This window comes from Streptomyces sp. NPDC014734 (genome assembly GCF_043083325.1).
In the GTDB taxonomy this organism is placed as follows: Bacteria; Actinomycetota; Actinomycetes; order Streptomycetales; family Streptomycetaceae; genus Streptomyces.
Genome location: NZ_JBIBYN010000011.1, coordinates 89,003 through 114,638, shown reverse-complemented (window position 1 = coordinate 114,638; position 25,636 = coordinate 89,003). Strand labels below are relative to the sequence as shown.

Genomic DNA, 25,636 nt, shown 5'->3' with positions numbered 1-25,636 from the left:
CCATGAAGTACCGCACCGACCCCGCCACCATCCGCGGGTCCATCGCCCCCGTCGTCACCCCGTTCACCGACGGGGGCGCGGTCGACCACGACGGCCTGCGGGGCCTGATCCGCTGGCAGCTGGAGTCCGGCTCGCACGGCATCTCGCTGGGCGGCTCGACCGGTGAGCCGTCCGCCCAGAGCGCCGCCGAACGCATCGCCGCGATGCGGACCGCCGCGGACGAGATCGGCGACCGCGTGCCCTTCCTGCCCGGCACCGGTTCGCACAAGCTGGACGAGACCCTCGAAATCACCGCCGCCGCCCGGGACCTGGGCGCCGACGCGGCCCTGGTCATCACCCCGTACTACGCCAGGCCCACCCAGGAAGCGCTGTACCGGTGGTATGCCACGGTGGCCCGCGAGTTCCCCGACCTGCCCCTCGTCGCCTACAACGTGCCCTCGCGCACCGCCGTCGACATCGCGCCCGAGACGGTGCGGCGCCTGTTCACCGACTTCGACAACTTCGTCGGCGTCAAGGAGACCACCAAGGACTTCGAGCACTTCTCCCGGGTCCTGCACGCCTGCGGCCGCGAGCTGCTGGTGTGGTCCGGCATCGAGCTGCTGTGCCTGCCGCTGCTCGCGCTCGGCGGAGCCGGCTTCGTCTCCGCCGTGGCCAACCTGGCGCCGACCGCCGTGGCGCGCATGTACGAACTGTGGGAGGCCGGTGAGTTCGACGCCGCCCGGGACCTCCACTACCGGCTGCACCCGTTGGTCGACCTGCTGTTCGTCGAGACCAACCCGGCCCCCGCCAAGTGGGTCCTCGAACAGCAGGGCCGGATCGCCTCGGCCCACGTCCGCCCGCCGCTCACCGGGCCCACCGAGGCCGGCCTGGCCCGGATCCGCGCCCTGCTCGCCGAGGGCGGCGACCTCACCCGGCAGATCTGACCCCCGCGAACGAAGAGAGACGCCATGACCACCGACACTCCGGCCACACGCCCGGCCGACCTGCCCGACGCGATCCACCACTGGATCGGCGGGAAGCTCACCGGCAGCGCCGACGGCCGTACCCTCCCGGTCGCCGACCCCGTGTCCAACACCCCGTACACCACCGCCGCCGCGGGCGGGCCCGACGACGTGGACCGCGCCGTCGCCGCGGCCCGGGCCGCCTTCCCCTCCTGGTCGAAAGTGGGCAACCGGGAACGCGCCAGCGTCCTGTACCGGATCGCGGACGCCGTCGAGGCGCACGAGGAACGGCTGGCCGCCTGGGAGACCTTCGACTCCGGCCTGCCCATCACCCAGGCCAGGGGCCAGGCCAGGCGGGCGGCGGAGAACTTCCGCTACTTCGCCGACGTCGTCGTCGCCCTCGGCGAGGAGGCCTTCAGGGCCGGTGACCAGCAGCTCAACTACGTCGTCCGCACCCCGGTCGGCGTCGCGGGCCTGATCACCCCCTGGAACACCCCGTTCATGCTGGAGAGCTGGAAGCTGGCCCCCGCCCTGGCGTCCGGCTGCACGCTCGTCCTCAAGCCCGCCGAGTGGACCCCGCTGTCCGCGAGTCTGTGGCCCGAGATCCTCGACCAGGCGGGACTGCCCTCCGGCGTGGTCAACATCGTGCACGGCATCGGCGAGGAGGCCGGCCAGGCCCTCGTCGACCACCCGGACGTACCGCTCATCTCCTTCACCGGCTCCACCGACACCGGACGGCACATCGTCCGCAGCTCCGCGGCGCACCTGAAGACCACCTCCATGGAACTGGGCGGAAAGTCCCCGGTGGTGCTCTTCGCCGACGCCGACCTCGAAGCCGCCCTGGACTCGGTGGTCTTCGGCGTCTTCTCGCTCAACGGGGAACGCTGCACCGCCGGTTCCCGCGTGCTGGTCCAGCGCCCGGTGTACGAGGAGTTCACCCGCCGCCTGGCCGAGCGGGCCGACCAGGTCAGAGTCGGCCCGCCCGCGGACCCGGCCACCGAGGTCGGCGCGCTGGTCCACCCCGAGCACTACGCACGCGTGCTCCAGTACGTCGAGATCGGACGCCGGGAGGCCAGGCTGATGGCCGGCGGAGTGCGCCCCGCACACCTCCCGGAGGGCAACTACCTCCAGCCCACCGTCTTCGCCGACGTCCCCAGGGACGCCCGCATCTTCCAGGAGGAGATCTTCGGACCGGTCGTCGCCGTCGCCCCCTTCGACGACGAGGCCGAGGCCGTCGAACTGGCCAACGCCACCGCGTACGGTCTCGCGGCCTACGTGTGGACGTCCGACCTCAAGCGCGGGCACCGCGTCGCCCACGCCGTCGAGTCCGGCATGGTCTGGGTCAACTCGCACAACGTCCGCGACCTGCGCACCCCCTTCGGAGGCGTGAAGGCCTCCGGACTCGGCCGCGAGGGCGGCGCGCATAGTATCGACTTCTATACCGAGTCGAAGATCGTCCACGTGATGCTCGGCGAGGTGCGCACACCCCGCTTCGGCGCGTCCTGACCGCGAAGGAGTAGCACCCATGAGTACACCTCCCGATGTCGTCCGCTCCGCCTATGCCCAGCTCGTCGTCACCGACCTGGCCAGGGCCCGCTGGTTCTGGTGCGACATGCTCGGCTTCCACGTCCAGTACGAGGACGAGACGCTGCTCTGCCTGCGCGGCACCGACGAACTCACCCACCACTCCCTCGTCCTGCGCGCGGGCGGGACGCCCGCCTTGGACCATCTCGCCTACCGGGTGCGCACCCCCGAGGACGTCGACCGCGCCGAGGAGTACTTCACCGCCCTCGGCCGTCCCGTCCGCCGCGTTCCCCGGGGACAGGGCACACCGGGGGTCGGCGACGCCGTCCGTGTCGTGGACCCGCTCGGTTTCCCCGTGGAGTTCTTCCACGACATCGACCGCGCCGAACGCCTCATCCAGCGCTACGACCTCCGCCGCGGCGCCGAGATCGCACGGCTGGACCACTTCAACATCTGCACCCCCGACATACCCGCCGCCTACGCCCACTACCAGGCGCTCGGTTTCGGCTGTTCGGAGACCATCGAGGGTGACGAGCACGAGCTCTACGCGGCCTGGATGTACCGCAAACAGACCGTCCACGACGTCGCCTTCACCGGTGGCGCGGGGCCCCGGCTGCACCATGTGGGCGTGGCCACCCACGAGTCCCACCACGTGCTGCGCACCGCCGACATCTTCGGCTCCGTGCGCAAGGAGCACCACATAGAACGGGGCCCCGGCCGGCACGGTGTCTCCAACGCCTTCTACCTCTACCTGCGCGACCCCGACGGCCACCGGGTGGAGATCTACACCTCCGACTACTACACCGGCGACCCCGACCACGAGACCTACCGGTGGAACGTGCGCGACGACCGCCGCCGCGACTTCTGGGGCAACGCGGTGATCGAGTCCTGGTACAAGGAGGCGTCCCCGGTCCTCGACCTCGACGGCTGCCCCCGGCCCGTCACCGAGGCACTGCTGGACGAGTCCGCCGTCCGGGTCGGCGCCGACGGCCTCGGCATCGTCGACCCGGCCGGGCAGGACGGCTGACACCCGGATGCCGGGGGCGGCGCGCACCGTCCCCGGCATCCCCGTCCGCGCCGGCGGTCCGCCGGCCCCTCACCGTGGGACGCCGCGCCGTCCCACGGTGTTCCCGTCGTCGAGCCCGCTCGTCGTCGAGGGGTTCCCGGGCCGGCGAAGCAGGGGAAGCACGGCGGTCCGGACGAGCACGCACGCCAGGACGGTCGCGGCGGCCATGGTGAGCGCCATGGTCACCTCGGTGGTGCCGGCGAGCGAGACGAGGGGCGCCACCACGGGACCGACGGCGAAGCCCGACATGCCGAGCAGCGCGGCGGCCGTTCCGGCGTGGCCGCCGTGCCCGGCGAGCGCGAGCGCCGAGCTGTTCGGACCGATGACGCCGTAGCAGAACAGCACCAGCGCGAGCAGCACGAGCACGGTGGCCGGACCGGCCCCGGCGAGGACCGCGGCGAGCAGCCCCAGGGCCGCCGCGGCCGTCGCCGCGGTGCCCGCCACGTACATGCGCACCGGCCCGGCCCGGCGTACGACGGCCCGGTTGAACAGGGACCCGAGCACGGCGACGACCGCGTTGGCCGCGAAGACCACCCCGAAGGCGCGCGGGGTGAGGTGGAAGCCGTCCTGCAGGACGAAGCTGATGGACGCCAGATACGTGAAGAAGGCGGTGCCGGTGCACGCTCCCACCAGCAGGTAGCAGACGAAGAGACGGTCGCGCAGCACCGTGCCGAACCGCCGCCCGGTGCCGGCGAATCCGCCGCCTCGGTGCCGCAGTTCCGGGGGATGGGTCTCCGGCAGCAGGGTGGACGCGACGACCAGCAGGGCGAGGCCGACGACGGCGAGCACCACGAACAGCCCGCGCCAGTCCAGGACCGAGCTGAGCTGCCCACCGGCGACCGGAGCCAGGATCGGCGCCAGCGCGCCGACCAGCCCGAGCAGGCTCAGCAGCCGCACCAGTTCGGTGCCCGAGGCGATGTCCCGGGCGGCGGCGAGCGCGATGACGACCCCCGCCGAACCCGTGACCCCCTGCAGGAAACGCGTCACGAGCAGAACCTCGATCGTCGGCGCGAGCGCGCACATCAGCGAGAACACCGCGAACAGCGCGATGCCGCCCAGCAGCGGCCGGCGCCGCCCCAGGCGGTCGCTGAGCGGACCCGCCGCGAGCTGGCCGAACGCGAGCCCGAGCATGCACACCGACATCGACGCCTGGGCGAGGCTGTCACTGGTGTGCAGATCCCTGGCGAGCCGGGGCAGCAGCGGCATGGACAGGTCCATGGACAGCGGCCCGAACACCTCCAGCGAGCCCAGGACGAACGCGGCGCGGCGCGCGCTCATCGGGCGCGCGCCGCCGGGAGGGGCCGTCGTCATCGGGACCGGCCGGTGCGGCCGAGGACGCGCCGCATCCACGAGCGGCGGGCCGCCCCGGCAGCCCGGGACACCTCGGCGTCGGCGGAGAAGCCGGTGAAGCCGTGGTATCCGCCGGACCACACGTGCAGCTCGGCCCGGCCGCCGGTCGCCCAGATGCGCGAGGCGTAGTCCACCGCCTCGTCGCGGAACACCTCGGCGGCCCCGACCGAGACGAAGGCGGGCGGCAGCCCGGAAAGGTCCTTCGCCCGGGAGGGCGCCGCGTACGGCGAGACCGCGTCGGTGCCCCGGTCCGCGCCGAGCAGTGCGTCCCAGGCGGTGTCGTTGTTGGCACGGTCCCAGATGCCGATGCCGTCGTACTGCCGGCTGGAGACGGTGTCGTTGCGGTCGTCGAGCATCGGGCAGTCCAGCAGTTGGCCCGCGAGGGCGGGGCCGCCGCGGTCGCGGGCCATCAGCGCGGTCGCCGCGCTCAGGCCCCCGCCCGCGCTCGCGCCGCCGACGAGGATGCGGGCGGGGTCGACGCCCAGCTCGGCGGCGTGCCCGGCGAACCAGAGCAGCCCCGCGTAGCAGTCCTCGGCGGCGGCGGGCGCGGGGTGTTCCGGAGCGAGACGGTACTCGACGGTAGCGGCGACGGCGCCGAACCGCAGGACGTCCTCGATCAGCCCGGCGACGCCGAAGCACCGGTTGCCGAGCACCATGCCGCCGCCGTGGATCGCGTAGATGCCCGGCGCGTCGCGTGGGTTGCCGTGCGGGCGCAGCACGGTCAGCTCCACGTCCGGCGCCCCCGCCGGACCCGGCGCCGTGACGTGCTCGAACCCGACCGGCCGGTCGCCGATCGCCTCCTCGACGGAAGGCACCAGTGCGGCGAAGTGCGCGCGATTGGCGAGGACGGTGCCGGCCCGCAGCGGGACGCGTTCGATCAGCTCCCGGCAGTTCGCGAGGCCCGGTTCGAGCTCCGGGTCGTAGGGGACGGGGCGCGGGCGCACCGGCCGTCCCCCGCCCGGTTCGCCGGATGCGGTCGCTGTCACGGTCAGGGGCCTTCCGGGTCGACGGCGTCGCGGTCGCACCAGAACGGCTCGACGAGGGCGCGCAGCTCCTCGGCCCCCACCCGCCGCAGCAGGTCCAGGGCGCCGATGTTCTGCCGGACCTGCTCCAGCCGGCTGGCGCCGACGAGGGTGGTGACGTTGGCGGGATGGGTGAGGGTGAAGGCGACGGCGAGCTGGGCGCACGTGGTGCCGAGCTCGGCGGCCAGCCGCGTGACGGCGGGGACGGTCGCCACGATGGCCTCCCGGATACCGCCGGGGTCGCGGCCGATCTCGCGGCCGGGGGAGGTCCGTCCGGCGAGGATGCCGCCCTCCAGCACGTCGGACGCCTGCATGGAGAACCCGTCGGCGAACAGCTCGGCGAACGGCTCGCCGTCGGGGATGGAACGGCGCGCCATGCTGTACTTCAGCTGGGCGATCTGCGGTCCGGGCACCCCCTGCTCGGCGGCGACGCGGCGCAGGGCGTGGATGTTCGCCGCCGACCAGTTGTTCACCCCCCAGGCCCGGATCAGCCCGGCGTCCGTCAGGGCGGCGAGGTCGGCGACCAGGTCCTCCAGGCGGACGTCGTCGCGGCGCAGGTCGCCGAGGATCACCAGGTCGGCGTGGTCGAGCCCGGTGCGCAGGAAGGCGTTTTCGAGCTGAGGACCGAAGCCCCGCTCGCCGAAGCCCTCGATCCACAGCTTCACGGAGGCCAGGTACTCGGAGCGCGGAACCCCGGTCGCCCGCATGATCGCGCCCCACAGCACGTCGGTGAAGACGGGAGGCGTGCCGGGCATGCCGTAGACACCGACGTCGAACAGGTTCACGCCCCGGTCGAGCGCGTGGCGGACCATGGCGACGGCGTCGGCGAAGTCCATCCGGTCGAACGTGTGCCATGAGCCGAGGGACAGCAGCGATGCCTCGAGTCCGCTGCCGCCGATGCGGCGTCGGGGGAGAAGTGCGGGGGACACGTGCGGTTCCTCTCTTCGGGGCGCGGGCGTCGTCGGACCGCCCGGGCGGGTCGGTGGTGTTGGTGCGGCTTCGGGCGGGTCAGGTGATCCGGGGGTCGACGACGGCCTTGATCTCTTCGTGCCGGCCCATCGCCTCGATCCGCGCGGACGCCTCCGACAGGCCGACGGGCGTGCCGAACAGCCGGTCCCACGGCATGCGGTCGCGGAAGGCGGTGAAGAACCCGATCGCCTCGTGGTAGTCGCCGATGTCGCCGTTGAGCGAACCGACGACGGTGAGCTCCTTGCCCATCACCGTGCCGAGCGGGAGCGCCTCGGAGACCGGGCCGGTGCTGCCGACGACGACGACGCGTCCGCGCTGCGCGGCCATCTCCACGGCCTCCCGGCCGACCGAGGGCGCACCGGCGAAGTCGAGCACCAGGTCGGCCCCTCGGCCGCCGGTGAGTTCCCGCACCCGCTCCACCACGGCCGCGGACCCCTGCGCGATGTCCACCGTCTCGTCGGCGCCGAATTCGCGGGCCAGGGCCAGACGCGGGGCGGGAGCGCCGACGGTGACCACCCGGCCCGCGCCGCCGATCCGCGCGACCGCGGTGGCGAACAGGCCGAGCGCTCCCGAGCCCTGGACGACGACGCTGGACGCGGGACGCACCCCGCCGGCCCGGGCGAACGCCCGGAGCACGGTCTTCGCGGCGCACCCCGCCATCGCCGCCCAGGTGTCGGGTATCCCGGCGGGCAGCAGGAGCTTGGCTGCCCCGGGGACCACATAGGCGTACTCGCACAGACCCGCGGTGGCGTGCGGAGGGACGTCGGCGCGCTGCAGGAACCCGTAACCGCGGGCGGAGCAGGCGACCGGCTCGCGCAGCACGGCGCAGCCGTGGCAGGCGCCGCAGGTCGACTCGGACCACCCGATGCGGTCGCCGACGGCGAGTGCGCGGCCCAGCGCGTCGCGGGTGTCCTCGCCGACGGCGACGATCTCGCCGACCATCTCGTGGCCGAGCACCATCGGCAGCATGCCGGGGAAGGTCATCTTCCCGGACCAGATCTCGATGTCGGTGCCGCACAGCGTCGTGCAGACGATCCGCACGAGGGCCGCGCCCGGCTCCGGTTTCGTGGGAAGCGGCAGGTCGGTGAGTTCCAGGGAGGTGCCGTGCGCGGTCAGGACGGCGGCACGGGTGGAGGAGGGAAGGTCCATCGATGCTCCTTCGGATCGAGCACGGGGCGGCTCGACGATGCGTTAGTCTACGGTTGTCGACTCAAATGTCGAGACCCCCGAGAGCAATGAGGAGCACCCGTGCGCACAGTCGACGGCGACGCCCGCACAGCATCGGCAGACCTGATCCTGCGGGGCGGGGTGGTCCATTCCCTCGGTGCGGGCGACGAGGGGGCGAGCGCGATCGCCCTGCGCGACGGACGTGTCGCACGTGTCGGCGACGACCGTGCGGTGACGGAACTCGCCGGACCCTCGACCGAGGTCGTCGACCTCGCCGGGCGGGCCGTCCTGCCCGGCGTCAACGACGCCCATCTGCACGCCACATGGCTCGGCGCCCTCTGGCCGGACACGCTCTTCGGCGGGAACGCGGACCTCGGTCCGGGACCGCAGCGCCCCCTGCTCGACGACGCGCGGCGCCGCCGGGCGATCCTGCGCGCCGGTGACCTCCTCGCCTCGCTCGGCATCACCAGCTACACCGAACCGGGTCTCGGTCCCGGCGAGGACCGCGGCCCGACCGGCGCGTTCGGCACCTCGGTCGTGCGGCAGTACCGCGCGCTCGCCGCCGAGGGGCTGCTGCGGGCCAGGGTCACGGTCCTCGGGCTCTACGGCGAACTCGACGGCCCCAGCGACCTGGAGCACTTCCTCGACGGGCTCGTTGCCGACGACGGCACGACGAGCGATCCGCGATGGCTCCGGTTCGCCGGAGTGAAGATCTTCGCCGACGGCATTCCCCCGATGAAATCGGCGTATACGCACCACTGCTACGCGGACGGCGTCCGGCCCGCGCTCCTGGTGGCGGGCGCCGACGACGCCGAGCGCGAGGAGAACCTGGCGCGGATGATCCTCGCCGCCCACCGCCTGGGCCGGCAGGTGGGTGTCCACGCCACCGGGGACCGCTCCATCGACGTCATGCTCGACGCGGTCGAGCGGGCCCGGCAGGAGCACGACGTCGACCTCGGGCACTACGTCATCCACGGCGACCTGGTGACCGGGCCGCAGTTGCGCCGGATGGCCGCGCTCGGCGTGGGCCTGGACACGCAGCCCGAGATCGCGGTGCGCACCCATTCCCTGGTCGATGCCGCGCTCGGGCGGGGCACGGCGGCGGCCGCGTGGCCGTTGCGCGCGGCGCTGGACGCGGGGGTGCCGCTGTGCCTGACCTCCGACGCGCCCGTGCTCTCGCCGGACTGGCGGCGCCAGATCGCCGCCGCCGACGAGTGGATGGGGCCCGCGGCCGACCCGCGCGAGCGGATGGAGCGGCTGCTGCGCTGCTACACGGTGGAGCCGGCCCGCCAGGACCACGCCTCGTCGTGGAAGGGGACACTCGCCCCCGGCATGGCCGCCGATCTGTGTGTGCTCGCGGCCGACCCGCTGTCCGTGGCCCCGGCCGAACTGCCCGATGTGGAGGTGGACCTGACGGTGGTGGACGGGCGGATCGTCCATGATCGGGGGACGCCGTCCGTGGTCTCCGTGGCCGCCCGGGCGGTGGAGACGGCCGGTATCGCCGAGGCCCCCTGAACCGGCGCCGGTTCTTCCCGGGCGCGGTGACGCCGTTCCGGAACGGCGGAAGCCGTCCGAACCGGTGGAGGGCGCCGGGCCCGGGATGACCGGGCGCATGGGCGCGGTGGCGGACGCGCCCATGCGCCGGGCGGGGCCGGGGGCACCGGCTCCGCCCGCACCCCGTGCGGTCCCGGACGTCCGCCCGGGTCAGGTGAGGAGTTGCCCCCCGTCCACCGGCAGGCTGGTGCCGGTGATGTGCGCGGCGCAGTCGCCGGCGAGGAAGACGGCGGACGCGGCGACGTCGTCGACCGCCGCGAGCCTGCGCAACGGGATGCGGTCCTCCCACGCCCGGCGCTGCGGCGAGCCCTCGGGCATTCCCGCGGCCAGCATCTCGGTGAGGACCGGGCCGGGCGCCACCGCGTTGACGCGGATGCCGTGTGCGGCCAATTCGATCGCCGCCCACCGGGTGAGCGCGTCCACGGCCGCCTTGCTGCTCTCGTAGCCCCCCATGCCGGGGGTGGGCTGCCGGCCGCCGATCGAGGACATGTTGACGATCGCCCCGGCGATGCCCGCGTCGATCATCCGCCGGGCGACCTGCTGGGTCATCAGAAACGTACCCAGCACATTGGTCCGCAGGATCGTGTCGAGGTCGCTGCCGGGCAGCTCCAGGAGCGTGCCGTGCACGGTGAGCAGTCCGGCGTTGTTCACCAGCACCTCCACCGGGCCCAGATCGTCCTGGATCGAGTCGAGTTCACGCGTGACCGACACCGGATCGGTGATGTCGAGAACCCGGCCGTGGACGCCGAGTTCCGCCGCGGCCCCGGTGACGCGCTCCGCGTCCAGGTCGGCGACGACCACGGTGTCGCCCGTCGCCGCGAAGGCCGCGGCGACGGCCCGGCCGATCCCGCCCGCTCCACCGGTGACGAGCACGGTGCGTGTTCTCTTCATCGTCCACTCTCCTCACAGCGTGACCCACGTCACGGCGTCGGCCGTATAGTATACGGTTGTAGACGAAAAACCCGAGGCTTCCGGGAGGAACTTTGAGTGCTGCGAAGACCGTTCCCCGCCGCCCGTTGGGACCCGGCGGTCCCGAAGTGCCGGTGCTGGCCCTGGGGTCGTGGAACACCTGGGACCGCATGGACTTCGACGAGGCCGTGGCGCTGTGCGCACGGGCCGCGGAACTCGGCTGCGCGTTCTTCGACGTCGCGCACTACAACATGGGCCCGCACGCGGAGAACGCCCGCACCGACCTGATCTTCGGACGTGCCGTGCGCGAGGCCGGGCTCGCCCGGGCCGACTGGCACTTCTGCGGGAAGCTCTGGCTCTGGGACTACCCCGACACCGGTTTCACCCGGCAGATGGAGACGTCTTTGGAGCGTGTCGGCGTCGAGCGGGCCGACACGGTCGTCGTCGGCGACTACTTCGGCGAACTCGACGTCGAGCGCGTGGTCACCGACGTCGCCGAGCAGATCGAGGCCGGCCGCTTCGACACCTGGGGCGTCAACAACTGGCGCTACGGCGACCTGCGCCGGGCGATCGACGTCGCGCGCGAACGGGGGCTGGTGCCACCCGTGTTCGCGCAGCTCAAGTACGGCCTGGTCCGCCGGTCGATGGCCGAGGGGAGCCACTACGCCCCACTGTTCCGGTCCGGGGAACTCGCACTGCAGGCGTCCGACGTCCTGGAGGGCGGCATGCTGGCGGGCAAACTCCTCCCGGACCGCAAGATCGGTGCCGACGTCGGCGGCATCCGCGAGCGCGTCGCCGCCGCGTACGGCGAGGTGCGCCGCCTCGCCGACGCGTTCGGCGCCTCCCCGGCCCAGTTGGGCATCGCGTTCTGCCTGGCCAACCCGGCCACGGCCAACGTCCTGGTCGGCGTCTCCCGGCGGACCCAACTGGAGGACAACGCCGGTGCGCTGGCGCTGCTCGACCGGGTCGGTGCGGCGGAGCTGCGCCGGGCCACCGAGAGCCTGTGGCTCGACCGCCACGTCGCCGCGGACGGCACCTGATGACACCGGCCGGCACCGGCCACCGCACGGACCCCCGACCGACATCCGCAGGACAACACCGTCAGGAGAACGCCATGACCGCACCGAGCGCACAGGCCACGCCCGACCGCATCATCGAGATCGCGACCGGCTACATGGGGGCCAAGCAGCTCTTCGCCGCCGCGCGCACCGGAATCTTCCGCGCCCTCGCCGAGGGCGAGCGCGACGTCGCCGAACTCGCCTCGGCCACCGGCGTGAGCGAGCGGATGGCGCGGATCCTCGCCGACGCCATGAACGGACTGGGGCTGCTGGAGCGCCGCGACGGGCGCTACCGGCTCGCGCCGGACGCCACCGCGTACCTGACCGGCGACGGCGACCTCGACCTGCACCCCTTCCTCGGCTTCCTGAACGAGATCAGCTACGGCCACTGGCTGCAGTTCGACACCACGGTCGACACCACCAGCCCCGGCGACCTCCGGATGGACGACGCCCGGTGGCAGACGTTCATGGCCGGGGTCATGCGCTACAACGCCCTGCACGCCGCCATGCTCGCCCGCTCCTTCGACTTCGGGCCCTACCGCGACCTGCTCGATCTCGGCGGCCTGTCACCCGACTTCGCCATCGCCGCGCTGAAGGCCAACCCCGGGTTGTCTGCCCGCTTCGTCTTCGACCCCGCCTCCACCGACGCCATGGCCGAGGCGCTGGACGCGGCGGGCGTCGCGGACCGGGCGCGGATCGAGGCGGCGCCGACCGATACGGCCCGCCCGGGCGGCGACCACGACCTCGTCATGGTGAACCACGTCATCCACCGCTTCACCGCGGAGCAGAACCGCGCGATCCTCGCGGCCGCGCGCGCCGCCGCCGCGCCCGGGGCGACCCTGCTCCTGCTGGACTTCCTGCTGGACGACGACGAACGCCAGCGCGCCGTCGACGCCCTGCACGCGGGGGAGTACTTCGTCATCGACGGCACGGTCGTGTACCCGGCGTCCGAGGTCGAGGAGTGGCTGGAGGCGGCGCACTGGCGCCCGCGCGAGGTGCTCGCCCTGCCCGGAAGCCCGCGCGTCGTCGTCGCCGAGGCGGTCTGACCAGTCGTTCGACCCGCGGCCGGACCACCCGGCCCGGACATGGCCCCTTCGCTCGCCAATCGGCGGCGACGGGGCCATTGTCTTTTTAGCCGACGTCCGTAGACTAACGGCCACGACACGTGAGATGGCGTGCGGGGGAACACTTTCCCACGCACCCGCCCTCGTCGATCGATGGGCCGAGCGCTGCGACGGCGACGAGAACCGGCGATCCTCTCCCGGCTCGATCTGGCATCAGCGCCCCTCTTACCCGAGAGAAGATTCCATGCAGAGGATCTGGAGAGCCACACTTGTCGCGGTCATCGCGCTCGCGCTGGCCGCCTGTACGAACGCCGCCGCCACGTCCGGCAGCACCACCACCGACCAACTCAGGATCGGGACGCTCCTCGACGTCACGTCCTGGGACCCGGCCAACGCCGACATCGGCTTCGACGGCCCCTATCTCTCCGCCGTCTACGACCCGCTGGTCGCGCTGGACGAGAACTCCCGCCCCGTTCCCGCACTCGCCACGTCGTGGTCCTACTCCCCGGACTACCTGACCCTCACCATGCACCTGCGCACGGGGGTCGCGTTCAGCGACGGGCAGCCCTTCGACGCGACGGCCGCGGTGCGGAACCTCGAACACCTCAAGGCGGGCGTCCGGTCCGGGCAGACGTACGCGAACGTCGCGAGCTTCACCGAACTGGACCGGGACACCGTCGTCCTCCACCTGAGGAAGAAGGACGACTCGCTCCTCTACTACATGGGACTGGGCCGCAGCTGGATGGCCTCACCCGCCGCGATCAAGGCCGACGCCCTCGCCGGCGGACCGGTCGGCTCGGGCCCGTACACCTTCGTGGCGGGCAGGTCGACACCGGGATCGCAGTACGTCTTCGACGAGAGGCCCCGCCACTGGGACCGGGCGACCTACCCGTTCCGCACGGTGAAGGTGTTCCCCATCGCCGATCCGACCGCGAGCTTCAACGCCATGCTCTCCGGCCAGCTGGACGTCAACTACGCCAACGCGGCGGACATCCCGTACGCCGAGCGCAACGGCTGGAACATCGCCGCGAAGGTAGCCACCTGGGTGGGCATCCAGTTCACCGACCGCACCGGCAAGCAGCTCAAGCCGCTCGGCGACCTGCGCGTGCGACAGGCCATCAATCACGCCTTCGACGGCGCGGCCGTCCTCAAGTCGGTGGGCCAGCGCTCCGGGGTGGCGACCAATCAGGTGTTCCCGGCCGGCGACCCGGCCTACGACGCCTCCCTCAACGACCGCTACCCGTCCGACATGGACAAGGCCAAGCGACTGCTGGCCGAGGCGGGCTACCCCGACGGATTCCGCGTGACGATGCCGATGTCCTCGATCTTCCAGGCCTGGCAGCCCGCCGTCCAGCAGATCCTCGGCCAACTCGGCATCAAGGTGACCTGGAAGAACATGTCCCCGGCCGACTACCAGCAGAACGCCTCCACCTTCCCCATGTTCGTGGCGGTCGTCGCGCTCGACTCCAACTCGGCGGCGTCGGTGGACGGCCGGATCGCCTCCCGGCAGTGGTTCAACCCGAATCCGTCCACCGAGGCCTTCCCCGAGATCCGGACACTTCTGGACAGCGTCCAGGCGGCCACCGGGGACGAGCAGATCGCCCTGATCCGCACCCTCAACGCGAAGATCACCGACCAGGCCTGGCAGGACGTCTGGTACCAGGCGGACAACACCTACTTCAGCATGAAGGGCATCACCGTGACCCCGATCACCGGCATGATGTTCCCGACCCTGCGGTTCATCCAGCGCGGCTAGCGCTGCGACCGGGAAGGTCCACCGGCTCACCCTTCCGGCCACAGCACCAGTTCCCGTTCCCGCGACGGCCCGCCCCGGAGCGGCCGGCCGCGCACCCAAAGGGGTCCCACATGATCACATTCACTCTGCGGCGCCTGCTCTCAGGAGCCGTCCTCCTGGTGGTCGTCACGTCCGCCTCCTTCTTCCTGGCCCACCTGGCCATCGGCGACCCCACCGCCGCCCTCCTCGGCGACAGCGCCACCCCGGTCCAGCGGGCCGCGCTGCGCCACCAACTCGGCCTGGACCGGCCACTGCTCGTCCAGTTCTGGGACTGGCTCTCCCACGCCCTGCGCGGCGACTTCGGCACCTCGTGGCGCAACTTCCAGCCCGTCTCCGACCAGATCTCCATCCGCGTCCCGGTCACCCTGTCGGTCGTGGTCGCCGCCACCGTCCTGGCCGCCGTCGCCGGAACCGCCGTCGGCGTCGCCACCGGTCTGCGACCGCACGGCGTCCTCGCCCGGGTGCTCAAGACGGCCTCGGTCGTCCTGTTCGCCCTCCCGGGCTTCTGGGTGAGCCTCATGCTCGTCATGGCGTTTGCCGTCAAGCTCCGCTGGTTCCCCGCGGTCGGCTACGTCCCCCTCGGCCACTCCGGCACCGAATGGCTGCGCTCCATCACCCTGCCGTCGATCGCCCTGGCCCTCGGCGCGATCGTGATGATCGCCGAACAACTGCGCAACGGCTTCCTGGAGGTCGGCAACCAGGACTTCGTCCGCACCCTCAGGGCCCGCGGACTGTCCGCCCGCCGCGTGACACTGCACGTGCTGCGCAACGCCTCGCCGGCCGCGCTCACCGTCCTCGCCGTGATGTTCGTGGGGCTGCTCGGCGGTGCCATCGTCGTCGAGATCGTCTTCAACCTCCCGGGCATCGGCAGCCTCACCCAGTCGGCCTCCCAGATCGGTGACATCCCGATCCTGCTCGGACTGACCGCCGTGACGGTCGTCTTCGTCGTCGTCATCAACTTCCTGCTCGACCTCGTGCTCGGGTGGGTCAACCCGAAGGTGCGCGAGAAATGACCGAAGCCGCGTTCCCCGCCACACCCGGACCCGCCCCGGCCGGACAACAGCTCCGGGCGCGCTACCTGCGCCGCCCCGTCGGCGTCGCCGCGCTCGCGGTGTTCCTCCTCGTCGTCCTCGTGGGCCTGTTCGCCCCGCTGCTCGCACCGCACGACCCCAACTTCGTCGACTTCGACCTCACCCAGGAACCGCCCGGCCACGGGCACCTGATGGGCGGCGACTCCGCCGGCCGCGACATCTTCAGCCGCCTGCTGTACGGAGCGCGCACGACCCTGTTCGGCGCCGCCGTCGCCTGCCTCGCCGGGTGCCTGCTCGGCGTCCCCGCGGGTGTGGCCGCCGGTTACTTCGGAGGTCCGGCGGACCGGATCTGCTCGTGGATCAGCGACGCCGTGCAGTCCGTGCCCGGCATGATCGTCCTGCTGATCGTGGCCGCGGGCACCGGCGCCGACTTCACGCTGCTGATGGTGACGGTCGGCGTGTTCATGGCCCCCGCCTACTACCGCATCTCCCGCTCCAGGGCGCTCGCCGTGCGCAAGGAGCCCTACATCGACGCGGCCCGGGTGGCCGGGCTCACCCACACCCAGATCCTGCGCGCGCACATGCTGCGGGCCGTCCACGCACCGGTCATCATCCAGTCCGCGCTGACCGCCGGCGTCGCCATGGGCATGCAGACCGGCCTCCAGTTCCTCGGTATCGGCACCGCGTCGAGCCCCGACTGGGGCCAGATGATGAACGACGGGTTCCGCACCATGCTGACCCACCCGTTGATCCTGTTGTGGCCGTCGGCCGCACTGGGCATCACCATCGCCGCCCTCGCCTTCATGGGCTCGACCCTCGCCGACCTGGTGAACACACGGACCGATCCGGCCCCCCGGCCCGCACCCGCACCCGCGGCCGCACCGCGTGGACAGCAGGACAGCGCCACCGGCGAACTGCTGCATCCCGCACAGGACAGCGCGCTGCGGATCGAGAACCTCCGCGTCGCCTACCGCACACCGCGCGGCGTCAAGCAGGTGGTGCACGGGATCAGCCTGGACGTGGCACCCGGCGAAGTGCTCGGCATCGTCGGCGAATCGGGATCGGGCAAGTCGCAGACCGTGTTCTCCGTGCTGGACCTGCTCCCGGCGGACGGCACCGCCACCGCGGACGGCATCTGGATCGGCGGCCGCGAGGCCGGCAGGCGCCACGCACTGCTCGGCACCGGGATCGGCTACGTGCCCCAGGAGCCGATGAGCAACCTCGACCCCTGCTGCACCATCGGCCGCCAGCTCACCGAACCCCTGCGCGCGGTGCACAAACTGTCCAGGGCCGAGGCGCGGGAACGGGCACGCGCGATCCTCGAACGCGTCGGCATCACCGACCCCGACCGGGTCCTGGCCTCCTACCCGCACCAGATCTCCGGCGGAATGGCGCAGCGCGTCCTCATCGCCGGCGCGGTCGCCGGCAACCCGAGCCTGCTGGTCGCCGACGAGCCGACCACCGCCCTGGACGTCACGGTGCAGGCCGAAGTACTCGAACTGCTGCGCGAGCTCCAGGCGGAGTACGGGATGGCCCTCGTGATCGTCACACACAACTTCGGCGTGGTCGCCGACATCTGCGACCGGGTCGTGGTCATGAAGGACGGCAGGATCATCGAGACCGGCCGGGTCGAGCAGATCTTCGGAGCCCCCGGCGACCCGTACACCGCGGAACTCATCAGGGCCTCGCAGGACGACACCGAAAGCCGCGCCGACCTGGACGCGGCCTGGAACACGGCCGGACGGACGGTGCACTCATGACGACGGACACGAACGACGCCGCGCTGCTGGAGGTGGACGACCTCGTGGTCGACTACCGCCGCGGACGCACCACGTTCCGCGCGCTCAAGGGCGTCTCGATGAGCATCGGGCAGGGCGAGTGCGTCGGCCTGGTCGGCGAGAGCGGCTCCGGCAAGTCGACGCTCGGCAAGGCCGTCCTGGGGCTGGCCCGGGTCACCTCCGGCACCATCAGGTTCGACGGCCGCGACATCACCCACCTGGCAGGAGCCGCCCGGCGCCACCTGGCCGCCGACCTCCAGGTGGTCTTCCAGGACCCCTACGGCTCGCTGGATCCCACCCTGACCGTCGGGCAGATCCTCGCCGAACCCCTCACCGCCTCGGGCACCGGCCGGGCCGACGCACGCAGGGCGGTGACCGACATGCTCGACCACGTGCGCCTGCCCGCGGACACGGTCACGCGCTATCCCGGCGAGTTCTCCGGCGGCCAGCGCCAGCGCATCGCCATCGCCCGCGCGCTGGTGCGCCGCCCGCGCCTCATCGTCTGCGACGAACCGGTCAGCGCACTCGACCTGACGACGCAGGCGGCGGTGATCGACCTGTTCATCGACATCCAGCGGGAGACCGGCGTCTCCTACCTCTTCGTCTCCCACGACCTGGGGGTGGTGCGGCGCATCTGCCACCGGGTCTCGGTGATGTACCGGGGGGAGTGCGTCGAGTCCGGCCCGAACGAGAAGATCACCCGCGATCCCGAGCACCCCTACACCCGGCGGCTGCTGCTGGCCTCCCCGGTGGCCGACCCGGCCCGGCAGGCCGAGCGCAGGCGAAGCAGGCTCGGGCTACGTGCGACGAGCGGATCGCCAGTACCGTAGGTACGACTATGCCGAAGATTATCGACCACGATCAGCGGCGGCGGGAAATCGTCGCGGTCGCGAAGAAGCTCATCATCCAGGGCGGTTTCGAGGCCGCGACCATGAGGAGCATCGTCGCTGAGGCGGGTTTCGCCAACGGCGCGCTCAAGCGCTATTTCCCCAGCAAGGACAGCATCGTCGCCGCCACGTTCCAGAGTGTGCTCGCCGAGATGAACGAGCGGATCGGGGAGAGCGATCCGTCACTCGACCCGAAGGCGGCACTGCGCCACGACATCGAGGCGACGCTGCCGCTGGACCAGTACCGCATAGACGGGGCCCGCGTGCTGCTGGCCCTGTGGGAGCACTCGGTGGCGAACGAGGAACTCGCCTCGCTGTACCGCGATCACCTGCGCGAGTGGCGCCGGCTGCTCGCCGCGCGGATCGCCGCGGCGCGCGGCAAGGACGAGTCCCCCGACGCCGCTGCCGTGACCGACCTCGCGGGGGAGGTCATCGGGATGACCATCGGGGCCAACGTCACCTCCCTGATGTTCCCCGACGGCGCGCTCGTCCCGGAGTACCGCGCCTACGTCGACCGGCTGATGCGGAACATCGCCGACTGACCCGCGTCGTCGTGGGCCCGTCCTCCCCGGCCGCGCGGGGAGGACGACGTCGTGACGCGGCGGACCGCCGCGCGCCCGGCCCCGGACACGCGGGGCGGCCGTCGGCGGACCCCGCACGGGCCGGGCGGACCGCGGTGGGCGGGACCGCGAGACGGGCTCCCACGCGCCGAATGCGTTCATCGAGACGAAGGGGGTGCGGATACGGCATGGCCGACACATCCGTCACCGGAGAGGAAGACAGCATGAGCGACCCCGGCGACGGGCACGAGGCCGTCCGGACCGTCGTGGAGGCCTATGTCTCGGCGGTGCGCGCCGGGGACCCGGAAGCCGTACGGGCGGTCTTCCGCCCCGACGCCCACATGTGGGGCCACCTCGGCGCACAACTCGTCTCCGCCCCGATCGGGGCGTTCTGCCAGGTGGTGGCCGCCGAGTCCGGCGAACGCGCGTGGACCCGCACGTACACGTTCACCATCCGCGCGATCGAGGTGAGCGGCGAGGTGGCGGTGGCGGTGCTCGACGAACGCGGGTACCAGGGAGCGGACTTCACCAACCACTTCTCACTGGTCCGGGAGAGCGGGGTGTGGCTGATCGCGTCGAAGACGTTCTTCCGTCGGGACGCGGACTGACGACCGGCGCCGTGCGGGCCTCGGCGGCGGTCCTCAGATCGTGCAGCCACGCTTCGAGGCCCTGGCAGAGGGTCTCCGTCGCGGTGGGCACATCCGCTTCGACCCGGGCGCCGGTGTGGGTTTCCTCGGTGCTCACGAGGACGCCGCCCTCGACCTTCGTGAAGTTCCATACGTGGACGCCGTCGATGCGCAGTCCTTCGCCGGTCGCGGGGCCGGTCCAGCGGACGCAGGAGTGGGGCCTGAGCTGTCCGACGGTCGAGGTGATCTCCATCTCGGTTGCCGGAGTCGCGGGGGTGGGCGGAATCGGGGTCGTCCACCGGAACGCCGAGCTCTTGCGGAGGGGGGCCGTGGTCGAGGCGTTGCGCTGTTGTGACGGAAGCCTGCCAGGACGGCCAGCGCGCCACGTCCGTCTTCAGCTTCCAGACGGTTTGCAACGGCGCGTGGATCAGGGTCTCGGTCCGTTGGCGAACGCGCGTCGGGATCCACGCCCGCCACGCGGCAGGTGAGGAACGTGCCGGGGTGACGGTGGGCGGCTCCGGCTGGCGTGGCGACGGTGCCGGGGACGGCGAGGGCGAGCGGGACGGCCGCGTGGTACACCTCGAAAGAGCCAGAGGCTCCCGTGTTCGTTAGAAGTCATAACCGGCAGGTGGGCTACCACGCCCCCGAGGACACCACCAGGATTTCTTCCCAGATCATGACCACCCTGCTCGACGCCTGCGCGGCCCTCGCCGAGGACGGTCCCATGACGCCGTTCGACGCGCACCTGGCGGGGCACCGGGACTGGGCCGACGGCCACCCCGCCCAGCCCGCGGCCCTGCACCGGGCCCTGGCCTTCTGGGCCCGGCTGCACGGCGTCCTGTCCCTGGAACTCGCGGGGCACTTCGCCGGAATGGGCATCGGCCCGCCCTGTTCTTCGCCGCCGAAGTCGACGGCCTGCTCGCGCGGCGGCCTTGAGGCCATCAACGCTGTCCCGCCCGTCGGACAGTCAGGCCGGCGTGCCCGGCACCGGACGCGTCCGCTCCGCCGGACCTGCGTACCGCGCTCCCGGGCGCGCAGGGGCTGTCGGGTGACCCGGACGAGAACTGACCGGCGCGGACGCCGGGCCCCGCGCGGCAGGTGCGCCGGATTGCGGCACGTGTGCCGTCCCGCCCCTACCGCGCGCCGCGAGGGGCACCGGACAGGCGCGGGTGAGGCCCGGCCGGTGCCGCCCCGTGAGGACGGCGCGGGGCGGTCAGTGGACGCAGACGTGGGGAGCCGCGACGCCCGTGACCGGGGGCTCGCTCGCGGCGGCGGCACGTGCCACGTCGGCCAGCAGGCGCAGACGCTCCGCGCGGTCCAGATACCGGCCGTCGACAAGGACCGAGTCGATCCGCTGCGTATGACGGATGTCGGCGCGCGGATCCGCGTCCAGAACCAGCAGGTCGGCGCGGTCGGCCGGGAGGCCGAGCATCCGGGCGGGCGCGGTGGTCGCGGCGTGGAGGACGTCGCGGGTGGGCAGCCCGGCCTCGACGAGCAGTTCCAGCTCGTGATGGAGCGCGAAGCCCGGCACCGCGTAGCCCGTGCCGGTGTCGGTGCCCGCGAGCAACTCCACACCGGCCCGGTGGAGTTCCGCGACGAGACGCAGCCGGTGCTCGTAGATCCGGTGGATGCGGGAGGTGTCCCGCGCGGTGCGCCCCGCGGTCAGCGAGGACCAGATGTCGGGCCAGTAGTCGGTCATCCAGCCGGGCAGGTACGCGAACTCCGGTGAGCCGGTGGGGAGCTGGTCGGTGCGCTCCAGGGAATGGTGGACGGTGAGGGTCGGAACGACGCGGGTGCCGTTGGCGGCGAGCCGGTCGAAGAGAGCGCGGGCGCGGCCGACGTCGTAGGTGAGCATCGCCTCCCACTCCACCGCGTGCACTTGCCGGAACCAGCTCGCGTAGCGCTCGAAGCTGGTGCCGAGGGCGGGGTCGATCCGGACCTTCGCCATGGCCCGTCGGATCTCGGCCTCCCGGGACGAGGTGGCGAGGAGAAGGGCGTGAAGATGCTCGATGGACTGCTGGCCCGCGTCGCTCGCGCGGGCGACGGAAAGGGTGTCGGGGCAGTGGCCCGCGTGCCGCAGGCCCTGACGGCGGGACTCGTCGGCGATCGCCTCGTACGCCTCCGGCGCGAGCCGCGAGTACACCTTGACGAAATCGGCGCCGCTCGCTTTCGCCTCGCGCACCGCGCGGCGCGCGGACGGGGCGTCGGCGACCTCGACGACACGCTGGCCGGTGTCATTGGCCCACAGCGAGGGCCGCCCGTCCATGACGGAGCTGGCGATCACCCAGCGCGGGCCGAGGAGCTTGCCCGCGCGGACCTTGTCGCGCCACTCGTGGTGCAGGGGCCCGCCCCACATCTCGCGGACCGCGGTCACGCCGTTGAGCGGAAAGAGGGGCGGGATCACGGCCTCGGGCCCGTCGTTGTGGACATGGGACTCGACGAGGCCACCCATGACGACGTACTTGCCGGTCAGGTCGTACGTCGTCGCCCCGCGGGGAACAGGGACCTCGGCCGAACGGCCCGTGCGGGTGATGCGGCCGTCGCGCACGAGGACGGTACGGTCGGCGCCCGCGCCGAGCACAGTGGCGTGGGTGAGGGCGATGGTCCCGCCGGGACGCCGGCCGGAGGTGGCTTCCGTACGGCCGGGAGCCGTAGGGGGGACGGCCGCCGCGGGCGGTGCGGCGGGCAGGACGGCGGCGCCGGCGAGGGCGGCCGAGGCGGCGAGGGTTTCGCGTCGTGTGGGCATGGCACCACTCTGGTCCGGGCCGGAGCCCCGGTCACTGGCCCCAGGCGGTGGGTACGGGGTGTCGGCGGCACCACCACGGGGAGTGGCGCCACCCCGGGCGCGCCCGGGCCGACCGGCGAGGGCGTGCGACGCGCGCCTGGGGGAGGCGGCAGAAGAGCGGGCCTCGGACGCACGGGCAGCTTTCCAGTCACAATCCGATCAAGCCCGCTTCGCCATCAATGACCCATCGCATCCGGTCTGACAACATCATCGGAAAGTCTGAACAGCGTGACGGCAGAGGCGTGGGGGAAGCCGAGTGACGACGTACGGGGGGCGTTCGGCGCGTACCGCACTCGTTCTGGCGAGGGCGCGGGCACACGGCCCGCTGATCGCCGCCGCGCTCGTCACCGTCCTGCTGACCACGTCCGTGCTGGCGGCCCTGGCCGCCTACTCGACCGCGATCGGCGACGCGGCCCTGCGCCACTCGCTGGCCGAGCCCCGCAACGCCGCCGATGCCGCGCTGGTCGTCAAGGCCGAGATGGCGGCCGATCGTCGCCGGACCGCCGACACCGCCGTACGCGACGGCGCGCGCCGCACGTTCGACGGACTGCCGGTGACCGTGCGGACGCTGGTGCGCTCCGGCCCGTACGCCCTGCCCCCGTCCACCCGGGCCGCGGCCCCCCGGCCCGGCGACAAGCCCGACCTCACACACTTCGCGGCGCTCGATTCCACGCAGGTGCGGATCGGCGAGGGACGCCTGCCGCGCGCGGGCGCGCCGGACGTCGAGGTGGCGGTGCCCGAGACCGCCGCCCGGTCGCTGCGCCTGACACCGGGCACCCGCCTCACCGTCACCGACCGGCTCGACGGGCCGCCCGTACGGATCCTCGTCACCGGCGTGTACCGACCGGCCGAGCCGGCCTCCCCCTACTGGCTGCTGGACGAACTCGGCGGCCGGGGCGTACGGACCTCCACCTTCACCACCTACGGGCCGCTGCTGACGGCGCCCTCCGTCGTCACCGGCGGCCGGGTGAGCGACGGAGGGTCGGCGTGGCTCGCCTCCGCCGACTTCACCCGTCTCACCGCCGACCGGATCGACGCCCTGCGCACCTCAGCGCGCACCGGGCCGGCCGCCCTGCTCGAACTGCCCACCGGGGACGACAGCAAGGGCGGCACGGCCGGCCGGGCGACCGCGAGCACCGCCCTCCCCGAGGTCCTCGACCGGGTCGAGCGCTCCCTGCTCGTCTCCCGGTCCACCCTCCTGATCGTCGCCCTCCAGCTCGCCCTGCTCGCGACCTGCGCGCTGCTGCTCGTGGCCCGGCTGCTCGCCGACGAGCGCACCGGCGAGACCCGGCTGCTGCGCGCCCGCGGCGCCTCCCGCGCCACCCTCGCCGGCCTCGCGGCCCGGGAGGCACTGCTGCTGGCCGGGCCCGCGCTGCTGATCGCCCCGCTGCTGGCAGGCCCACTGATCCGGCTGCTGGCCGGGCAGGGGGCGCTGGCCCGGCTCGGACTGGAACTGGAGGTACCGGCCGGCGGACGTTCCGGGGTGTGGCTGACGGCGGCAGTCGTGGCGCTGGGGTGCGCGCTGGCGGTGACCCTGCCCGCGGTCGCGTCGACAGGGTTCCGCACGCCCCGCGCCCGCTCCCTGCCCGCTCCGCTGCGCGCCGGGGCGGACCTGGGGCTGGTGGCGGTGGCCGGAGTCGCCTACTGGCAACTGGACCGCCGCACATCGGGCGCGGTGAGCGCGGACACGACAGGCACCCTGGGCATCGACCCGCTGCTGGTCGCCGCGCCCGCACTCGCGCTGCTGGCCGGCGCGGTCCTGACACTGCGTCTGCTGCCCATGGCCGCCCGGCTCGCCGAGCGCCGGGCGACGGGCGGGCGAGGTCTGGCGTCGGCGCTGGCCGGCTGGCAGCTCAGCCGCCGCCCGGGGCGCGGCGCCGGTCCCGTACTGCTGCTCGTGCTGGCCGTCGCGCTCGGCGTACTGGCGGTCGGCCAGGGCTCCTCCTGGGAACGCTCGCAGGACGACCAGGCCGACTTCTCGGCGGGCGCCCCACTGCGGATTCTGGGCACCGACGGCGGCGAACTCGGCCGCACGCAGGAATACGCGGCAGTGCCCCATGTGCGCGAGGCCGTCCCCGCCGTACGGAAGACCCTGTCACTGTCCGGGCACCGCACGGCGACGGTGCTGGCGCTGGACACCGCGCGCGCGGCGGACACCGTCCTGCTCCGTCCCGACCTGGCGCCCGCCCCGATGAAGCGGCTGCTGGCCGAGCTGAGCCCCGGCGAGTCCGAGGGCGCGCGCGTGCCCCCCGGGACGACCCGGCTGACGCTGACGACGACCCTGCTCAGTTCCGCGCGGGGCACGAAGAGCGCGGCGGCCGTGACCCTGACGCTGGAGGACGACCACGGCGTCCCCTACCCGCTGCCGGCCGGCGACCTCCCCGCCGACGGGCACCCGCACCCGCTCTCCGTCGAACTGCCCGGCAACCACGGACCGATGACGCTCACCGGGGTACAGCTCGTGCTGCCCGTTCCGTCCCTCCACGCCGAACAGCACACCCTGACCCTCGACGCCCTGACCGCCGCGACCGCCGCCGGCACAGCACAGCGAGTGTCCCTGCCGGCGTCCTGGACAGCGGCCTCCGGCACCAACGGGCAGGGCTCGACCAGCCCCAGGACCTCACCGGCCCGCCCGCACGTCCGCCCCGCCGCGCACCCCACCGCGGTGTACGGCACGGGCTACGTCCCGTCCTACGAGCTCTGGCTCAGACCGTCACTGACACTGCGCATGCAGGTGGTACAGCCCAGGACCCCCGCGGTGGCCGTCCTCGCCACCGACCGCTTCCTCGCCTCCACCGGCGCGCGCACCGGTCAGACGATGGACATCGCCCTCGACGGACAGAACGTGCCCGTGCGGATCGTGCGCGCCGTACGACAACTGCCGACCACCCGGGGCGGGGAGCAGGACGACGACGGCGGCGCCGTGCTCCTCGACCTGCGCGCCGTGAACCGGGTGCTCCAGGCGCGCTACGGGGCTGCCCTCACGCCCACCGAGTGGTGGCTGCGGCCGGACTCGCCCTCGCACGGCGCGGGCATCGCCACCGCTCTGCGGGCCCGCCCCGACCTCGATCCCGGGCAGATCGTCGTGCGCGACGAGATAGCCGCCGAACTGCGCGACGACCCGTTCGGGGCGGGCCCGGAGGCCGCGTTCACCGCGGCGGCCGCGGCCGCCGCGATCCTGGCCGCGCTCGGGTTCGCGGTGAGCGCGGCCGGGGCGCTGCGGCAACGGGACGCCGAGTTCGCGATCCTGCGCGCGCTGGGCGCCCCCCGCCGCCGACTGGCCCGTGCCGTCGTGGCCGAGCACGGCGTCCTTGTCGCGCTGGCGCTGGCCGTCGGCACCGGTCTGGGTGTCGCCCTGACCCGCGCGGTGCTGCCGCTCATCGTCCTGACCGGCGAGGCCACCCGCCCGGTGCCGGACCTGCTGGTGGTGCTGCCGCCGCTGCGGGTGGCCTTCCTGCTGACGGCCGTGGCCGCCGTCCCGGTCGTCGTCGTGGCACTGCTGGCGGCACGACAGGCCGATCCTGTGCGGGTGCTGAGGGAGGGGGAGTGA

The 25,636-nt window shown here is 72.9% G+C and carries 19 protein-coding genes and 2 pseudogenes; 14 read left to right on the top strand and 7 right to left on the bottom strand.

Going from position 1 to position 25,636, the window contains the following annotated elements; genetic code table 11:
- Positions 1-2 precede the first annotated feature (2 nt).
- From dapA to hpaD, 3 genes are read left to right on the top strand one after another with little or no spacing between them, the layout of a single operon-like run.
- Positions 3-923: a 4-hydroxy-tetrahydrodipicolinate synthase gene (dapA, locus tag ACF1CT_RS19365; protein WP_391785090.1), complete on the top strand. Its 921-nt coding sequence runs from the start codon at positions 3-5 to the stop codon at positions 921-923.
- 24 nt (positions 924-947) lie between these two features.
- A complete protein-coding gene (gene hpaE / locus ACF1CT_RS19360; protein WP_391785089.1) occupies positions 948-2,447 on the top strand; it encodes a 5-carboxymethyl-2-hydroxymuconate semialdehyde dehydrogenase in 1,500 nt (499 codons plus the stop codon).
- Between the two features lie 19 nt (positions 2,448-2,466).
- Positions 2,467-3,492, top strand: a complete 1,026-nt coding sequence (hpaD, locus tag ACF1CT_RS19355; protein ID WP_391785088.1) for a 3,4-dihydroxyphenylacetate 2,3-dioxygenase — start codon at positions 2,467-2,469, stop codon at positions 3,490-3,492.
- A gap of 69 nt (positions 3,493-3,561) precedes the next feature.
- Here hpaD and ACF1CT_RS19350 read toward each other — a convergent pair whose 3' ends face one another.
- The 4 genes from ACF1CT_RS19350 to ACF1CT_RS19335 all read right to left on the bottom strand — a co-directional run bounded on the left by ACF1CT_RS19350 (position 3,562) and on the right by ACF1CT_RS19335 (position 8,021).
- Positions 3,562-4,809 (bottom strand): multidrug effflux MFS transporter, encoded by a 1,248-nt coding sequence (locus ACF1CT_RS19350; protein ID WP_391785087.1) that lies wholly within the window; start codon positions 4,807-4,809, stop codon positions 3,562-3,564.
- 29 nt (positions 4,810-4,838) lie between these two features.
- Positions 4,839-5,867, bottom strand: coding sequence for an alpha/beta hydrolase fold domain-containing protein (locus tag ACF1CT_RS19345; protein ID WP_391785086.1), 1,029 nt, complete (start codon positions 5,865-5,867; stop codon positions 4,839-4,841).
- Between the two features lie 2 nt (positions 5,868-5,869).
- Positions 5,870-6,832 (bottom strand): aldo/keto reductase, encoded by a 963-nt coding sequence (locus tag ACF1CT_RS19340; RefSeq protein WP_391785085.1) that lies wholly within the window; start codon positions 6,830-6,832, stop codon positions 5,870-5,872.
- A 79-nt stretch (positions 6,833-6,911) separates the two neighbouring features.
- Positions 6,912-8,021 (bottom strand): zinc-binding dehydrogenase, encoded by a 1,110-nt coding sequence (locus tag ACF1CT_RS19335; protein ID WP_391785084.1) that lies wholly within the window; start codon positions 8,019-8,021, stop codon positions 6,912-6,914.
- A 99-nt stretch (positions 8,022-8,120) separates the two neighbouring features.
- Here ACF1CT_RS19335 and ACF1CT_RS19330 point away from each other — a divergent pair, with 99 nt between their 5' ends.
- Positions 8,121-9,554, top strand: coding sequence for an amidohydrolase (locus ACF1CT_RS19330; RefSeq protein WP_391785083.1), 1,434 nt, complete (start codon positions 8,121-8,123; stop codon positions 9,552-9,554).
- A gap of 189 nt (positions 9,555-9,743) precedes the next feature.
- On the opposite strand, the gene ACF1CT_RS19325 is transcribed toward ACF1CT_RS19330, so the two are convergent.
- On the bottom strand, positions 9,744-10,484 hold the full coding sequence (locus tag ACF1CT_RS19325; protein ID WP_391785082.1) for an SDR family NAD(P)-dependent oxidoreductase: 741 nt from the start codon (positions 10,482-10,484) through the stop codon (positions 9,744-9,746).
- Between the two features lie 92 nt (positions 10,485-10,576).
- Between ACF1CT_RS19325 and ACF1CT_RS19320 the strand changes: the two genes are divergently transcribed.
- The 8 genes from ACF1CT_RS19320 to ACF1CT_RS19285 all read left to right on the top strand — a co-directional run bounded on the left by ACF1CT_RS19320 (position 10,577) and on the right by ACF1CT_RS19285 (position 19,283).
- Complete coding sequence (locus ACF1CT_RS19320; protein WP_391785081.1) at positions 10,577-11,542, top strand: aldo/keto reductase; 966 nt, start codon at positions 10,577-10,579, stop codon at positions 11,540-11,542.
- Positions 11,543-11,616: 74 nt separating this feature from the next.
- Positions 11,617-12,606, top strand: coding sequence for a methyltransferase dimerization domain-containing protein (locus tag ACF1CT_RS19315; RefSeq protein ID WP_391785080.1), 990 nt, complete (start codon positions 11,617-11,619; stop codon positions 12,604-12,606).
- Positions 12,607-12,868: 262 nt separating this feature from the next.
- Positions 12,869-14,380: an ABC transporter substrate-binding protein gene (locus ACF1CT_RS19310; RefSeq protein ID WP_391785079.1), complete on the top strand. Its 1,512-nt coding sequence runs from the start codon at positions 12,869-12,871 to the stop codon at positions 14,378-14,380.
- Between the two features lie 110 nt (positions 14,381-14,490).
- Positions 14,491-15,432: an ABC transporter permease gene (locus ACF1CT_RS19305; RefSeq protein ID WP_391785078.1), complete on the top strand. Its 942-nt coding sequence runs from the start codon at positions 14,491-14,493 to the stop codon at positions 15,430-15,432.
- On the top strand, positions 15,429-17,210 hold the full coding sequence (locus tag ACF1CT_RS19300; RefSeq protein WP_391785077.1) for a dipeptide/oligopeptide/nickel ABC transporter permease/ATP-binding protein: 1,782 nt from the start codon (positions 15,429-15,431) through the stop codon (positions 17,208-17,210). Before ACF1CT_RS19305 ends, ACF1CT_RS19300 begins: the two co-directional genes overlap by 4 nt.
- Positions 17,207-18,058 (top strand): ATP-binding cassette domain-containing protein, encoded by an 852-nt coding sequence (locus ACF1CT_RS19295; protein ID WP_391785076.1) that lies wholly within the window; start codon positions 17,207-17,209, stop codon positions 18,056-18,058. Before ACF1CT_RS19300 ends, ACF1CT_RS19295 begins: the two co-directional genes overlap by 4 nt.
- A gap of 8 nt (positions 18,059-18,066) precedes the next feature.
- Positions 18,067-18,657 (top strand): TetR/AcrR family transcriptional regulator, encoded by a 591-nt coding sequence (locus tag ACF1CT_RS19290; protein WP_391785075.1) that lies wholly within the window; start codon positions 18,067-18,069, stop codon positions 18,655-18,657.
- Positions 18,658-18,899: 242 nt separating this feature from the next.
- Positions 18,900-19,283: a nuclear transport factor 2 family protein gene (locus ACF1CT_RS19285; protein ID WP_391785074.1), complete on the top strand. Its 384-nt coding sequence runs from the start codon at positions 18,900-18,902 to the stop codon at positions 19,281-19,283.
- 10 nt (positions 19,284-19,293) lie between these two features.
- Here ACF1CT_RS19285 and ACF1CT_RS19280 read toward each other — a convergent pair.
- Positions 19,294-19,880: pseudogene (locus tag ACF1CT_RS19280) on the bottom strand (SRPBCC family protein); the annotation flags it as partial.
- 52 nt (positions 19,881-19,932) lie between these two features.
- Between ACF1CT_RS19280 and ACF1CT_RS19275 the strand changes: the two are divergent.
- Positions 19,933-20,237 (top strand): annotated as a pseudogene (locus tag ACF1CT_RS19275) (TetR-like C-terminal domain-containing protein); the annotation flags it as partial.
- A gap of 277 nt (positions 20,238-20,514) precedes the next feature.
- Here the strand turns inward: ACF1CT_RS19275 and ACF1CT_RS19270 are convergent.
- Complete coding sequence (locus ACF1CT_RS19270; protein WP_391785073.1) at positions 20,515-22,047, bottom strand: hypothetical protein; 1,533 nt, start codon at positions 22,045-22,047, stop codon at positions 20,515-20,517.
- Between the two features lie 295 nt (positions 22,048-22,342).
- Between ACF1CT_RS19270 and ACF1CT_RS19265 the strand changes: the two genes are divergently transcribed.
- The gene (locus ACF1CT_RS19265) at positions 22,343-25,636 is read left to right on the top strand and encodes an FtsX-like permease family protein (RefSeq protein WP_391785072.1); all 3,294 of its coding nucleotides are present in this window, start codon (positions 22,343-22,345) and stop codon (positions 25,634-25,636) included.